This window comes from Pseudonocardia sp. OZ21 (genome assembly GCF_059359135.1).
The window spans coordinates 203,357-216,176 of the sequence record NZ_JCADBN010000003.1 but is presented as its reverse complement, the minus strand read 5'-3'; the positions used below and the strand labels follow the sequence as shown (position 1 = coordinate 216,176).

At 72.6% G+C, this 12,820-nt stretch carries 16 protein-coding genes; 5 read left to right on the top strand and 11 right to left on the bottom strand.

The genetic code is table 11. The features are described 5' to 3' along the window. Nucleotides 1-7: 7 nt before the first annotated feature. The 3 genes from AC5L35_RS07895 to AC5L35_RS07885 are packed head-to-tail and all read right to left on the bottom strand — an operon-like array spanning nucleotide 8 to nucleotide 1,886. Nucleotides 8-250: a hypothetical protein gene (locus tag AC5L35_RS07895; RefSeq protein ID WP_495058895.1), complete on the bottom strand. Its 243-nt coding sequence runs from the start codon at nucleotides 248-250 to the stop codon at nucleotides 8-10. Further along, nucleotides 247-891 (bottom strand): DJ-1/PfpI family protein, encoded by a 645-nt coding sequence (locus AC5L35_RS07890; protein WP_495058894.1) that lies wholly within the window; start codon nucleotides 889-891, stop codon nucleotides 247-249. The genes AC5L35_RS07895 and AC5L35_RS07890 overlap by 4 nt, the downstream gene beginning before the upstream one ends. After that, the gene (locus AC5L35_RS07885; protein ID WP_495058893.1) at nucleotides 888-1,886 is read right to left on the bottom strand and encodes a GlxA family transcriptional regulator; all 999 of its coding nucleotides are present in this window, start codon (nucleotides 1,884-1,886) and stop codon (nucleotides 888-890) included. The genes AC5L35_RS07890 and AC5L35_RS07885 overlap by 4 nt, the downstream gene beginning before the upstream one ends. A 78-nt stretch (nucleotides 1,887-1,964) precedes the next feature. Here AC5L35_RS07885 and AC5L35_RS07880 point away from each other — a divergent pair, with 78 nt between their 5' ends. Next, nucleotides 1,965-3,032, top strand: coding sequence for a glycoside hydrolase family 76 protein (locus AC5L35_RS07880; protein ID WP_495058892.1), 1,068 nt, complete (start codon nucleotides 1,965-1,967; stop codon nucleotides 3,030-3,032). 18 nt (nucleotides 3,033-3,050) lie between these two features. Here AC5L35_RS07880 and AC5L35_RS07875 read toward each other — a convergent pair whose 3' ends face one another. From AC5L35_RS07875 to AC5L35_RS07860, 4 genes are read right to left on the bottom strand one after another with little or no spacing between them, the layout of a single operon-like run. After that, nucleotides 3,051-3,749: a DedA family protein gene (locus tag AC5L35_RS07875; RefSeq protein WP_495058891.1), complete on the bottom strand. Its 699-nt coding sequence runs from the start codon at nucleotides 3,747-3,749 to the stop codon at nucleotides 3,051-3,053. Between the two features lie 48 nt (nucleotides 3,750-3,797). Then, on the bottom strand, nucleotides 3,798-4,442 hold the full coding sequence (locus AC5L35_RS07870) for a DedA family protein (RefSeq protein WP_495058890.1): 645 nt from the start codon (nucleotides 4,440-4,442) through the stop codon (nucleotides 3,798-3,800). A gap of 27 nt (nucleotides 4,443-4,469) precedes the next feature. Beyond that, nucleotides 4,470-4,694: a hypothetical protein gene (locus tag AC5L35_RS07865; RefSeq protein ID WP_495058889.1), complete on the bottom strand. Its 225-nt coding sequence runs from the start codon at nucleotides 4,692-4,694 to the stop codon at nucleotides 4,470-4,472. A 5-nt stretch (nucleotides 4,695-4,699) separates the two neighbouring features. Beyond that, nucleotides 4,700-5,284, bottom strand: coding sequence for a SigE family RNA polymerase sigma factor (locus AC5L35_RS07860; RefSeq protein WP_169397994.1), 585 nt, complete (start codon nucleotides 5,282-5,284; stop codon nucleotides 4,700-4,702). A 105-nt stretch (nucleotides 5,285-5,389) separates the two neighbouring features. On the opposite strand from AC5L35_RS07860, the gene fbaA reads away from it, so the two are divergent. The 3 genes from fbaA to AC5L35_RS07845 all read left to right on the top strand — a co-directional run bounded on the left by fbaA (nucleotide 5,390) and on the right by AC5L35_RS07845 (nucleotide 8,014). Next, nucleotides 5,390-6,421: a class II fructose-bisphosphate aldolase gene (gene fbaA, locus AC5L35_RS07855; protein WP_495058888.1), complete on the top strand. Its 1,032-nt coding sequence runs from the start codon at nucleotides 5,390-5,392 to the stop codon at nucleotides 6,419-6,421. A 70-nt stretch (nucleotides 6,422-6,491) separates the two neighbouring features. Continuing rightward, complete coding sequence (locus tag AC5L35_RS07850; protein ID WP_495058887.1) at nucleotides 6,492-6,905, top strand: DUF3151 domain-containing protein; 414 nt, start codon at nucleotides 6,492-6,494, stop codon at nucleotides 6,903-6,905. A 17-nt stretch (nucleotides 6,906-6,922) separates the two neighbouring features. Next, on the top strand, nucleotides 6,923-8,014 hold the full coding sequence (locus tag AC5L35_RS07845) for an FUSC family protein (RefSeq protein ID WP_495058886.1): 1,092 nt from the start codon (nucleotides 6,923-6,925) through the stop codon (nucleotides 8,012-8,014). Between the two features lie 12 nt (nucleotides 8,015-8,026). Here the strand turns inward: AC5L35_RS07845 and AC5L35_RS07840 are convergent, their stop codons facing one another. Continuing rightward, entirely contained in the window at nucleotides 8,027-8,266 is a 240-nt protein-coding gene (locus tag AC5L35_RS07840; protein ID WP_495058885.1) for a hypothetical protein, read from the bottom strand. Between the two features lie 152 nt (nucleotides 8,267-8,418). Then, nucleotides 8,419-10,026 carry an ABC-F family ATP-binding cassette domain-containing protein gene (locus AC5L35_RS07835; RefSeq protein WP_495058884.1) on the bottom strand — a complete coding sequence of 536 codons (1,608 nt, stop codon included), beginning with the start codon at nucleotides 10,024-10,026 and terminating at the stop codon, nucleotides 8,419-8,421. A 168-nt stretch (nucleotides 10,027-10,194) separates the two neighbouring features. On the opposite strand from AC5L35_RS07835, the gene AC5L35_RS07830 reads away from it, so the two are divergent. Continuing rightward, nucleotides 10,195-10,857, top strand: coding sequence for a lysophospholipid acyltransferase family protein (locus AC5L35_RS07830; protein ID WP_495058883.1), 663 nt, complete (start codon nucleotides 10,195-10,197; stop codon nucleotides 10,855-10,857). A gap of 31 nt (nucleotides 10,858-10,888) precedes the next feature. Here AC5L35_RS07830 and AC5L35_RS07825 read toward each other — a convergent pair whose 3' ends face one another. Further along, complete coding sequence (locus AC5L35_RS07825) at nucleotides 10,889-11,512, bottom strand: dienelactone hydrolase family protein (protein WP_495058882.1); 624 nt, start codon at nucleotides 11,510-11,512, stop codon at nucleotides 10,889-10,891. Next, nucleotides 11,491-12,789: a reverse transcriptase family protein gene (locus tag AC5L35_RS07820; protein ID WP_495058881.1), complete on the bottom strand. Its 1,299-nt coding sequence runs from the start codon at nucleotides 12,787-12,789 to the stop codon at nucleotides 11,491-11,493. The genes AC5L35_RS07825 and AC5L35_RS07820 overlap by 22 nt, the downstream gene beginning before the upstream one ends. Nucleotides 12,790-12,820: the final 31 nt, after the last annotated feature.

Genomic DNA, 12,820 nt, shown 5'->3' with positions numbered 1-12,820 from the left:
CGACCGGCTACGCCGGGCAGGTGTACTCGGCGGGCCGGCGCAGCATGGCCAGCACCATCGCGGGCAGCATCAGCACGTGGCCGAGGGTGAACAGCGCGCCCGCGGACAGTCGGCCTGCCCAGAACGCCGGGAGCAGCACCACGAAGGGCACGAACATCGCCAGGCCCATCTCGGCGACCATCTCGACGAAGTGGCGCCAGAACCTGCGGTTGGTCAGCGCGGCGTGGGTGCTCCCGGCCGGGGCGGTCATGACCGCACCCGCAGGTGCTCGTGCACTCGCTCCATCACCGCGGGGCTGACCCGGCTCGGGTGGCCGGCGTCGAACGGCGGCTGCGGGTCGTACTCGATGAACACCTGGGCTGCCTGCGCCGCCACGTCGTCGACGAGCAGCGCGACGAGGCGGATCGCCATGTCGATGCCGGACGACACCCCGGCCGCGGTGATCAGGCGCTCGGGCAGGTGCTCCACCACCCGTTGCGTCACGGGTACCGCTCCGAGCTTCTCCAGGTGCTCCATGGCGATCCAGTGGGTGGTGGCCGTCAGGCCGTCGAGCAGCCCGGCGGCGGCGAGCATGAGGGAGCCGCTGCACACCGAGGTGGTGAAGCGGGTGCCGGCGTGGGCCGCCCGGATCCAGTCGAGGTACGGGCCTGCCCGTAGCAGGTCGCGGGAGCCGATCCCGCCCGGTACGACGACGACGTCGGGCGTGGGCACCTCGTCGAGGGTCGCGTCCACGGTGAGGCCGAGGAAGCCGTTCTCGGTGCGGACCTCGCCGCGCCGTTCGCCGACGAACACGACGTCCAGGTCGGGCACGCGCTGCAGCACTTCGTACGGCCCGATCGCGTCGAGCGCCGTCATGCGGGGGTAGAGGGGGATGGCGACCTGCATGGTCATGTCCTCTCGTCGGTGGTGGCTGTCGTGGTGGCGAAGTGCCGCCGGTACTGGTCGGGGGCGACGCCGAGGCGGCGCACGAACGCCCGGCGCATCGTCTCGGCGGTGCCGAACCCCGTACGGGCCGCGACGACGGTGACGAGCACGGGTTCGGACTCGAGCAGCCGCTTGGCCGCATCGACCCGGACCTGCTCGACGTAGTCGCCCGGCGGGGTGCCGAGCGCGCGGGTGAACTCGCGGCTGAAGTGGCGTTCGCTCATGCCCACCCGCGCGGCGAGGACCGGTATCCGCAGGTCGGCGGCCGGGTCGCTGTGAATCAGGTCCTGTGCGGCGCGGATCGAGGACTGCCGGGCCGGCGGTGACCAGATCGGTCCGGCGAACTGGCTCTGCCCACCCGGTCTCCGCAGGAAGACCACGAGCTCGCGTGCCATGTAATGCGCGACGTCGACACCGTGGTCGGCCTCGACGAGAGCGAGGGCGAGATCCACTCCGGCGGTGACGCCCGCAGCGGTCCAGATGCGTCCCTGCCGCAGGTAGATGGGATCGGGCCGGACGTCGACGGCCGGATACGCGGCGGCGAGCGCGGGCGCGTAGCGCCAGTGGGTGGTGGCCGATAGGCCGTCTAGCAGGCCCGCGGCGGCGAGCGGGAACGCCCCGGTGCACACCGAGACGACCCGTGCCGATCGTGGGGCTGCCCGGCGCAGCCAGCCGACGAGTGCATGGTCGGGTGTCATGTCGCGCGCTCCCCACCCCCCGGGGATCAGGAGCGTGTCGATCTCCCCCGTCTCCGGCAGCGCGGCGTCCACGCACATCCGCATGCCGCTGTCGGTGGTGACACTGTCCGGCGTCGCCGCCACGAAGGTGACCCGGTAGCGCGGCGCCGCGGATCCCTTGTGGTCGAGCACCCGGTTGGCGCCCATGAGGACCTCGTGCGGACCCGTGGCGTCGAGCGGCTGGATGCCGTCGAAGAGGGGGACGACGACCTCGTGGATGGCCACGCCTCAACGGTGGGACCGTCGCGGGATGGCGTCAACGACACGAAACCCACTCATTCGGCCATCAGGCAGACTGGATCGGTGGCTGCCGCGGAGGTCGACTGGTCGGAACGGGCGGGCATCGCCGAGCGGGCGGTCGTCCGCCGCCACCTACGACGGCTTGCCGGCGTGGTGCCGGGCACCCGCATCGGACGCATCCGGTGGCCCCGCCCGCTGCCCGTCCCCCCGGCGCCGTGGCACTACTGGTGGCAGGCGCATCTCCTGGACTGCATGATCGACGCACAGCTGCGGTCGCCGGAGCGACGGCGGGCCCACGCGATCGGGGCCCTGGTCCGGGGCGTCCGGCTACACAATGTCGGCTCGTGGCTCAACCGCTACTACGACGACATCGCCTGGCTCGGTCTCGCGGTGCAGCGCGCCGGACTCCTCGCAGGCCGCTCCGGGCCGTCGGCGCTCGCCGCGATCACCAACCGGCTCCACGACGGCTGGACGGAAGGCGGGGGCGGCGGCATCTGGTGGCGGCGTGACGACGACTTCAAGAACGCCCCGGCCAACGGGCCTGCGGCGATCCTGCTGGCCAGGGACGGGCAGTCGGCGTTCGCGGCGGCCATCGCCGACTGGATGGCCGAGAATCTGATCGATCCCGACTCCGGTCTGGTCCGGGACGGCGTCCGGATAGCACCTGACGGGAGCATCCGCGCCGTCGAGCCGTACATCTACACCTACTGCCAGGGTGTGCACCTCGGCGCCTGCGTCGAGCTGGCCGAACGGGACGGCCACCACCGGTTCACCGACCGCGCGCTGGCGATCGTCGACGCCATGACGCACCGGCTGGCCGACCCCCGTGGCGTGCTGCCCGGCTCCGGTGGTGGGGACGGTGGTCTCTTCGCCGGCATCACGGCCCGCTATCTCGCCGACGCCGCGCTGCGCATGCCCGAACTGGCCGGCGCGGCGACGCGGATCGTGGTGGCCGGTGCCACCGCGGTGTGGAACGGCCGCGCGGAGGTTCGTGGCGGTCCCGTGTTCTCCGCGGAATGGGGCAGGCCTGCCATGCATCCCGGCCGGGGAGTGCCCGAGGCCGATCTGTCGGTGCAGCTGTCGGGTTGGATGCTGCTGGAGGCAGCGGCCAGGCTGCAGCGGGCAGGCTGAGCTGCGCGAACCGGACTCTCAGCCGGTGTCGCGCAGGTCGTGCTCCTCCGGAGGCTGATCAGGTTCGGCGGACGGGTCGTCGATCGGCCTGCGCATCTCCTGCCGGTAGCGGTAGAGCCCGTAGCCCGTGCCGAGCACGAAGAACGCGATCGCGGCCACGGCCGTGGCGGTCTTGAGCCACGGCACGACGTCGAGCAGCCCGGCGCCGTAGTAGCCGAGCATGATCAGCGTGGGCACCCAGAGGACGGCGCCGACGGCGTTGGCGAGGATGTAGCGCCGGTTGTCCATGCGGGCGGCGCCGGCGATCATCGGCGCGAGTGTGCGTACCCAGGGCACCCACCGCGCCACGACGATGGCCCAGAACCCCCAGCGCTCGAAGAACGCGGCGGCCCGCGCCAGGTTGGTGCGGTTGAGGATGCGGCCGTTGCGGCGGGCCAGCATGCGGGTGCCGGCGTACCGGCCGACGAGGTAACCCACCTGGTTGCCGCCGACGGCGACGATGCAGGCCACCAGTCCGAGGGCCCAGGCGCTGGCCTCGTGGTGCCCCTGTGCCAGCACCACGCCCGCGGCCAGCAGCAGCGTGTCGCCGGGCAGGAACATCCCGACGATGAGCGCGCACTCGAAGAACACGAACGCGAGGACGACGACCCACACCGTCACCGGACCGGCCTCGGCGAGGGGCCCGACGGCGAGGTGCAGGACAGACGCGCTGCTCACGGGGCTCCAGAGTAGGTACCTCCGGGGTCGCGCGCGTGCGGAGCGGTGTTACCGGGCGTGGGCTCCACCGGAGCGGCGGGCGCGCAGCACCTCGAAGATGATCGGCAGCACCGACACCAGCACGATCACGATCAGCATCAGCTCGATGTGGTCGCGCACGAACGCGAACTGACCGAGCCAGAAGCCGAGCACCGTGACACCCGCGGCCCAGGCGATGCCGCCGATGAGCGAGTAGGTGAGGTAGCGCTTCGCCTCCATCTGGCCGACGCCTGCCATCACCGTGATGAACGTACGCACCACCGGCACGAACCGGCCGAGCACGATGGCCCGGTTGCCGTACTTGTCGAAGAAGTCCTGCGTCTTGCGCACGTGCTGCGGTTTGAACAGCTTCGACTTCGGCTTGTCGAACACGGCAGGGCCGGCCGTGCGTCCGATCCAGTAGCCCGACGCGTTGCCCGCGAGGGCCGCGACCACGAGGATCGCGCAGACCAGCCACAACGGGGCCTCGATCGAGCCCTGCGCGACGAAGAGGCCACCGGTGAACAGCAGGGAGTCGCCCGGCAGGAAGAACCCGAGCAGCAGCCCGCACTCGGCGAACACGATGAGTGCCAGCCCGACCAGCGCCCACGGGCCGAGCCAGGAGATGATCGAATCCGGCTGGAGCCACTCAGGGCCGAGCGCGAGTTCATGCACGGCCCGGACGGTACCGCGTTGACGCGGTCACCCCGGACCGGGGAGCACCCCCGGAGCGAGCAGCGAGAGCAGCGCGAGCGCCACGCCGAGCACCACGCCGCCGACCAGCGCGATCAGCAAGGCGATCCGTACGTCCGGGCCGGCCACCGGCGCCTGCCGCACCGCGCGGGGAACGCCGGCGCGTCCCGCGCCCGTAGCCCTGGCGCGCAGTGCTTCGGCGACCCGGCGCTCGGAATCGTCGCTGCTGCTCACGGACGTCATCGTGCCCCACCGCCGCTCATCACGCGCGCGACGGCCTCCAGTGCGCGGCTCGCCGTCGATTTCACGGTGCCGCGGCTGATGCCGGTGGCGTCTGCGATCTCGGCCTCGGACAGCCCGCCGTAGTAGCGCAGTACCAGCACCTCGCGCTGCCGGGGCGGCAACGTGGAGAGAGCATCCACCACCGCCTGGTGCTCGGCGGACAGCATCGCGAGCGACTCGGCGGAGCGGGCGTTCACCTGGTGGGGCGGGACGTAGTCGCGCGCCGTACGCCGTCGGCGCAGCACCGACCGTGAGCCGTTGACCACGGCCGTGCGCAGGTAGCCGACGGCGGCCGCCTCGTCGCGCAGCCCCGACCAGTGCCGATGCAGCCCGGTGAACGCCTCCTGGACGACGTCCTCCGCCGTGCTCGGATCGTCGACCAGGAGGACCGCCAGGCGCACCATGCGCATGCGGTGGTCGCGGTAGAGATCTGAGAGAGTCCGCGGGGCACCCGGAGCAGGGGGCGGCTCGGGGCGGGTGTCGATGCGCCGCAGCCTGCTCAGCGTCTGCTCGACGGCGTTCTCCCCACCGTCGCGGATCATGCGACGCAGCTTAATGGTGAGGCAGATGTCCGCCGACGGGGACGTCTCACTCCGAGTGCGGGATACTGCGGGTCGGAGAACGAGGACGTCGAGGAGGGCCAGACCGTGCCTATCGCCACCCCCGAGAAGTACAACGAGATGTTGGACAAGGCCAAGAACGGTGAGTACGCCTACCCGGCGATCAACGTCACGAGCACGGAGACGCTGAACGCTGCGCTGCGTGGCTTCGCCGAGGCGGAGAGCGACGGGATCGTGCAGATCTCCACGGGCGGGGCCGAGTTCCTGTCCGGCACCGCGGTCAAGGACATGGTGACCGGGGCCGTGGGGCTCGCGGAGTTCGCGCACGTCGTCGCCGCGAAGTACCCGATCAACATCGCGCTGCACACCGACCACTGCCCGAAGGACAAGCTGGACAGCTACGTCCGGCCGCTGATCGCGATCAGCCAGGAGCGTGTCGACCGCGGGGAGAACCCGCTGTTCCAGTCACACATGTGGGACGGGTCGGCCACCGAGCTGCACGAGAACCTGCGGATCGCCGCCGAGCTGCTCGACCAGGCAGTCAAGGCGAAGATCATCCTCGAGGTCGAGATCGGGGTGGTCGGTGGCGAGGAGGACGGCGTCGCCAACGACATCAACGAGAAGCTCTACACCGCCCCCGGCGACTACGAGGACACGGTGGAGGCGCTCGGCGGCGGCGAGAAGGGCCGGTACCTGCTGGCCGCCACGTTCGGCAACGTGCACGGCGTCTACAAGCCGGGCAACGTCAAGCTGCGCCCGGAGATCCTCAAGCAGGGCCAGGAGGTCGCCACCGCGAAGCTGGGGCTGTCTGCGGGATCGAAGCCGTTCGACCTGGTCTTCCACGGCGGCTCGGGCTCGCTGCTCGAGGAGATCCACGAGGCGCTGGGCTACGGCGTGGTGAAGATGAACGTCGACACCGACACGCAGTACGCCTTCACGCGCCCGATCGCGGACCACATGTTCAAGAACTACGACGGCGTGCTCAAGGTCGACGGCGAGGTCGGGACCAAGAAGGCCTACGACCCGCGCACGTACCTGAAGGCGGCCGAGATCGGGATGAGCGAGCGCGTCACCGTCGCGTGCGAGAACCTGCGGTCCACGGGCACGACCCTGCGCTGAACCGGGTGCGCAGGAAGCGCGCTCCGGCACTCGTGTCCGCGCACCACGCGAAGAACGGCAAGATGCTGGCATGACCCTGCACGGCAACCTGCTCGGACCAGAGCCCACCCTGCTGCCCGTCGACCCGGCCGCCGCGGAGCTCGACCGCGGCGTCACGCCTGAAGAGGTCGCGGCGGCGCATCCGACGTCGTCCCTCGCGTGGGCGGTGCTCGCCGAACGGGCGCTCGAGAACGCCCTGACGATCACCGGCTACGCCTATGCGCGTACGGGCTACCACCGGGGCCTCGACCAGCTGCGACGCTCGGGCTGGAAGGGCTTCGGCCCGGTCCCGTGGTCGCACGAGCCCAACCGGGGCTTCCTGCGGGCCCTGGCCTCGCTGCAGCGCGCCGCCGCCCTCATCGGGGAGACCGCCGAGGCGGAGCGTTGCCTGGTCTTCCTCGTCGACTCCGACCCGGCCGCCGCGGCTGCCCTCGGTCTGGGCTGACGTACTTGCCTGCAGCGGTGCGGCTGGACCGGGTGCGCGCCCGGTTCCAGCACGGCTTCCGCAGGCTCGAGGTGTCCGCGATCCCGATCACGCAGTGTGCGGTGGCCGCGGGACTGTCCTGGTTCGTCGCCTACAACCTGGTCGGTCACCCGCGGCCGTTCTTCGCTCCCATCGCCGCGGTGATCAGCCTCGGCGTGTCGCTGGGGAGCAGGCTGCGGCGCGTGGCCGAGCTCGTGCTCGGGGTGAGCCTCGGTGTGCTCGTCGGCGACCTGCTGATCTCCTGGATCGGGAGCGGAGCCTGGCAGATCACCCTGGTCGTCGGGCTCGCGATGGCCATCGCGGTGTTCGCCAACGGCGCCACGCTGCTCGTCGCGCAGGCCGCATCGTCCGCGGTGCTCGTGGCGACGCTGCTGCCACCCGGTGAGTCCGGCGGGATCGACCGCTGCCTCGACGCCCTGATCGGTGGCGCCGTGGGCGTGCTGGTCGTGGCCGTCCTGCCCACGGATCCGGTCGGTCCGGCCCGCAGGCAGGGACGTGCTCTGCTCGACGAGCTGGCCACCGTGCTCGGCATGACGGCCGACGCCCTGCGGGGCCGCGACGCCGGCGCCGCCGCCGCGGCCCTGGAACGTGCCCGCGCCAGCCAGCCGCTGATCGACGAGCTGCGTGCCGCGCTGCGGGGCGGCCAGGAGGTCACCACGGTCGCGCCGTTGCACCGCAGGCGGCGCCGTGTCCTCGGCCGGTTCGCGGAGCTCGCGGAGCGGGCCGACTACGCGATGCGCAACGCCCGTGTGCTCGGTCGCCGGGTCTACACCGCACTGGAGCACGACGAGCCCATCGCACCGGAGCTCGCCGACCTGCTGGGCGAGCTCTCTGCCGCTGTCCGGACGCTCACCGACCAGCTGGGGCGTGAGGGCGAACGGGAGCGCGCCCGTGAACCGGTGCTGGACGTCGTCCGGCACGCGGTGGCGCTGGTGGACGGCTGGACCGGCGGCCCATCGGAACAGGTGATCCTGGCGCAGCTGCGTTCGATCGCGTTGGACCTCCTGCAGGCCACCGGAATGACCCGCGCGGATGCTCTGGCGGCGATGCGGGACCAGCGCCGGATCTGACGGGGCCGACGGTCAGGCCGCCGCGACGTCCCCGGCCTGCACGCCGATGACACGCAGGCCCGCGCGGGCAACGGTGTCGAGCCCGCTCTGCAGGGCGGCGGCCAGCGTGTCTGCCTCCCGATCGAACCGGATCGCGGTCCGGTCGGCCTGCAGGTCCGGGGCGGTGTCGTCACCGCCCGCCTCGAACAGAGCGTCGAGCTCAGCGTCGGTGAGGCGGTCGTCGACGACCAGCGTGAACTCCTGGTTGCTCATCCCAGCTTCTCCTCGTGCAAGTGGCGGTCGGCGAACCGGTGGATCTGGCGGGCGAGGCTCTCCGGCGCGCGAGGCGTGGACCATGTTGCCGGCCGGTCCCCGCAAATCGTGCAGGTGAGCCCGGGTGCGGCACCCGCGCCGGATCTGACGGGTCAGGCCGGCCGGCCGTCCCGCAGATGCAGCTCGCGCCCCGTCCAGCGCCGGCGCAGCCACCGGTCGTGACTCGCAACCACCACCGCACCCGGGCTCGAGCCGAGCGCCTCCTCCAGCTCCTCGACGAGCGCGGGTGAGAGGTGGTTGGTCGGTTCGTCGAGGAGCAGCAGCTGCGGGGCGCCTGCCACCAGCAGCGCGAGCTCCAGGCGTCGACGCTGCCCGACCGACAGCTCCGCGACGGGCCGGTCGAGGTCCCGCGGCTTCAGCAGTCCGAGTGTCGCCAGCGGGGTGGCGGTGGCCCGCTCCGGCCCGAGCCGATCGGCGTACACCGAGCGCGCTGAGTGGGTGGACGGCTCGATCGAGATGTCCTGGGCCAGCAGCCCGACGCGCAGCCCGCGGCGGCGGTGCACCGTGCCCTCGACCGGGTCCAGCCGTCCTGCCAGCACCGCGAGCAGCGTCGACTTCCCCGCGCCGTTGGGTCCGGTGACGAGCAGCCGGTCGGCCGCGGGAACGTCGAGGTGGTCGAGGACGAGCCTGCCGGGCACGTGCACGCGGCGCAGCGCAGCCGCCGGTCCGGCGGCCGGCGCGCCGACCGCCGCGCTGAACCGCAGGGGATCCGGCGGCCGTGGCACCTGCTCGTGCGTGAGCTCGTCGAGCCGGCGCTCGGCGTTGCGCACGCGCCGCGACAGCTGCCGCTGCACCCTGCCGCCGAAGAAGTCGTAAGCCATCTTGTCGTTGTCCCGGGGCGGACGGTCGTGGGCGACACGCCGCGCGGTGACCGCCACCGCGTGGCGCAGTGCCACCAGCTCGTCCTGCTCGGCGGCGAAGCGCTGTGCCCAGCGGGCCCGCTGCGCGCGGCGGGCCTCCCGGTACTCGGTGTACCCGCCGCCGTACCGCGTCGGGCCGCCGAGCGCGGGATCGAGGTCGAGCACGTCGGTGCACACCGCGTCCAGGAACGCGCGGTCGTGACTGGCCGCGAGCACCACTCCCGGCAGCTGCCGCAGGTGCTCGGCGAGAAACCCGGCGCCGTCGTCGTCGAGGTGGTTGGTGGGCTCGTCGAGCAGCAGCGCACCGGGCCGGCGCACGAGCAGGGCGGCGAGCCCGAGCCTGGCCCGCTGCCCTCCGGACAGCGTGTCGAGCGGCCGTCCGGTGTCCACCCGGGCGAGCCCGAGGCCTGCCAGCACCAGCTCGGCCCGCCGGTCCGCGTCCCAGGCGTCGTGGTCGTGACACCACTCCAGGCAGTCGCCGTAGCGGCGCAGCACGTCGGGATCGGCGGGACGGCGTGCAAGCTCAGCGGCCAGTTCGGCGAGCGCGTAGACGGCCGCCCGGGCTTCCCGCAGCGCGTCCGCGAGCACGTCGGCGACCCGCGCCTGCGCGGGATACGGCAGTTCCTGGTGGCCGTGGCCGACGTCCGGTGGACGGGTGACGCTGCCGGAGTCGGGACCCTCCACGCCGGCGAGCAGCCGCAGGAGCGTCGACTTCCCGGCGCCGTTCTCCCCGATCAGCCCGATTCGGCTGCCGGGTGCTGCGGTCAGCGACACACCGTCGAGGACGGTGCGGTCGCCGTAGGTCTTGACGAGGTCGTGAGCGAGGAGTGCTGCGGGCACGCGGGACCACCGAAGGGTCGAGGGAGCGTCCACCGGGCGAGGCCGCGGGCGTGGACGCGTGGCGTGGTCAGATCCGCATGACCAGGCAAGGATGCCGCCATCCGGGTGGATGTGCAACGGATTTCGCAACTTCGGGAACGTTGACCACGCCACCCACGTTGGCGGCCCGTGCATCTGGTCGTTCGCTGGCTCCTCGCGCCGTTCGTCCGATTCTTGTATCGGCCGGTGGTGCACGGCGCTGAGCGGGTGCCCCGCTGCGGCCCGGTGATCATCGCCGCCAACCACCGCGCCGCCGTCGACACCGCGGTGATCTCGCTGACGGCCGGCCGGCCGGTCTCGTTCCTCGGCAAGGCGGAGTACTTCACCAGGACCGGATTGCGTGGTCGCGCGTTCGCCTCGTTCCTGACGGCGCTGGGCTACGTCCCCGTCGACCGGGCCAACGCCAAGGCCGGTCTCGCGGCGCTGCACGCCGCCCGCGAGGTGCTGGATGCCGGAGGGGTGTTCGCCATCTACCCCGAGGGCACCCGGTCGCTGGACGGACGCCTGCACCGCGGCCACACCGGCGTCGCCAGCCTCGCGCTGAGCACCGGTGCGCCGGTCGTCCCGGTGGCGCTGATCGGCACCGAGCGGGTGCAGCCCGTCGGGGCCCGGTTTCCGCGCCTGCGCCGCGTGACCGTGCGCTTCGGGGAGCCGCTCGACTTCACCCGCTACGAGGGACTCGAGGGCTCGGGCATGATCCGCCGCGCCGTGACCGACGAGATCATGGACGCGATCGCGAGCCTCTCCCACCAGGAGTACGTCGACTCCTACCACGAGCGCCCGGCGGCCTGACCTGGTCGGGCCGGTGACCGCTGGGCGGACCTCAGCGCTCGGCGAGGAAGGCGAGCACCCGCTCCCGCACGAGTGCCGCGGCGTCCGGGTCGTAGCCGGCCGACGAGCTGTCGGCGAACAGGTGGCGGTCGCCCGGGTAGAGGAACAGCTCGGCCTGGTCGGCCTCCTTGACCAGAGTCCGGGCCGCGTCGATGTCCTCGAGGAACCACGGGTCGGACTCCATCGCATGGATCTGGACCGGGACGCCGGCGGGCCATGACGTGCTGAACTCCGACACCGGCACGCACGAGTCGAAGAACAACGCGCCGCGCGCGCCAGGCCGTGTCTGGGCCAGCGCCTGGGCCGGCATCACGCCGAGGGAGAACCCGGCGTAGACCAGCTCGGCCGGCAGCCCCTCGGCGGCTCGGACGCCCCGGTCGTGCAGCTCCTGGAAGCCCACCTGCCTGGCGTACGCCATCCCGTCGTCCAGCGTCTCGAACGTGTTGCCGTCGTAGACGTCGGGTGTGTGCACGGTGTGGCCCGCCGTACGCAGGTCGTCGGCGAACGCCGTGACCCCGGCGGTCAGCCCCTGGGCGTGATGGAACAGCAGGACCTCGGCCATGGTGGGACTCCTCGTGCTCGCGGCGACGCCTGTCAATGATCCCAGTCGGGCCACCGGATCTCGGCGAAGCGCGCCCGCAGGCGGGCACCCCGCGCCGGGTGGGCGGCCTCGACCCAGGAGATGCGGCCCAGCAGGTGCTCGCGGAACGCCGGGTGGCCGGAGCGGTTCTGCGCGTCCGGCCCGGTGCGGGCGCAGTTGTGCAGCAGGGCCCGCAGCGCGTCGTACTCGCGGCGTGGAGTGGCCGGCCGCGCGTTGACCACCAGGCCGGTGATCCGCTGCCGGTGGTGGGAAGGCAGCACCCGGGTCTTGTCGGTGCGGACCCGGAACCCCTCCTCGGCCGCGATCTCCGTGACCCGGGCGACGATGCCGTACGCCGGGAGCGTCGCCTCGCCGGAGAAGACCAGGTCGTCGGCGTAACGGCCGTACTCCGCGCCGATGGCGGCGGCGAGCCCGGAGAGGCGGCGGTCGAGCCGGTGGGCGAGCAGGTTGGCCGTGGCCGGTGAGGTCGGCGCCCCCTGCGGGAGGTGCGGCGCGGCGAGCCGGTCCAGCAGCCTGCGCCGGGAGTCCAGCACGTCCGGTGGCGCGGGTGGCGCGCCGCGCAGCACGTGCACCGGCGTGCTCGTGACCAGGAGCCCGGCCAGTGCCGTGGCCACCGCCGGTGGGTAGCCGGCGGTGCGCATCAGACCGGCGATCCGTTCACCGGTGACGTGGCTGAAGAAGCCCTCCAGGTCCAGCCGGACCACCATTGCCCGGCCCGCGTGCACGGCAGCGAGGGTGAGCGGCGAGCGACCGCGGACGTAGCCGTGCGCGGCGTCGTGCACCGGGATGCGGGCCAGCACGTAGCGTCCGATGCGCCGCTGCAGTTCCTGCAGCCGGGGTGCCGGGGTCTCCAGCAACCGCGGGACGCCCGACCGCGAGGCCGTCCACCGTGTCCGGTAGTGGTGCAGCGGCCCTTCCGGCCTGCGGTGCAGCCAGCCGCCACGGTCGGCGAACCAGTCGAGCTCGCCCTCGCGCAGGTCCAGACCGCGGGTCAGCTCGTCGAGGCTGCCCCATGGCGTGACCGGCCAGCGCCAGACCGGCGCAGGCGGCTCCTCGGGCCGCAGCGGACGTGTCCCCTGCCGGGCGGCGAGCAGCGCGGTGACCTCGACCACCACTCGGGCCAGGTGGCTTCGCGGTTTGGTGCGCCAGCGACCGAGCAGGAGCGCGACGACGTCGCCGATCTCCTCCGGGCTCCTCCACCCGGGCAGCGGGGCCAGCCGCTCGGTGAGCGCGTCCAGGCGCCACGGGCCGGCCAGCGCGGCGTTTGCGACGACGGGTGGGTGCGGTGCCACGTCAGGTCGGTGCCGGACCGGTGGTGATGCA

Coding starts and splice junctions, on each gene's coding strand:
- AC5L35_RS07895 (WP_495058895.1), bottom strand. CDS start 250: ATGACCGCCCCGGCCGGGAGCACCCACGCCGCGCTGACCAACCGCAGG.
- AC5L35_RS07890 (WP_495058894.1), bottom strand. CDS start 891: ATGACCATGCAGGTCGCCATCCCCCTCTACCCCCGCATGACGGCGCTC.
- AC5L35_RS07860 (WP_169397994.1), bottom strand. CDS start 5,284: ATGATCCGCGACGGTGGGGAGAACGCCGTCGAGCAGACGCTGAGCAGG.
- AC5L35_RS07840 (WP_495058885.1), bottom strand. CDS start 8,266: ATGAGCAACCAGGAGTTCACGCTGGTCGTCGACGACCGCCTCACCGAC.
- AC5L35_RS07850 (WP_495058887.1), top strand. CDS start 6,492: ATGACCCTGCACGGCAACCTGCTCGGACCAGAGCCCACCCTGCTGCCC.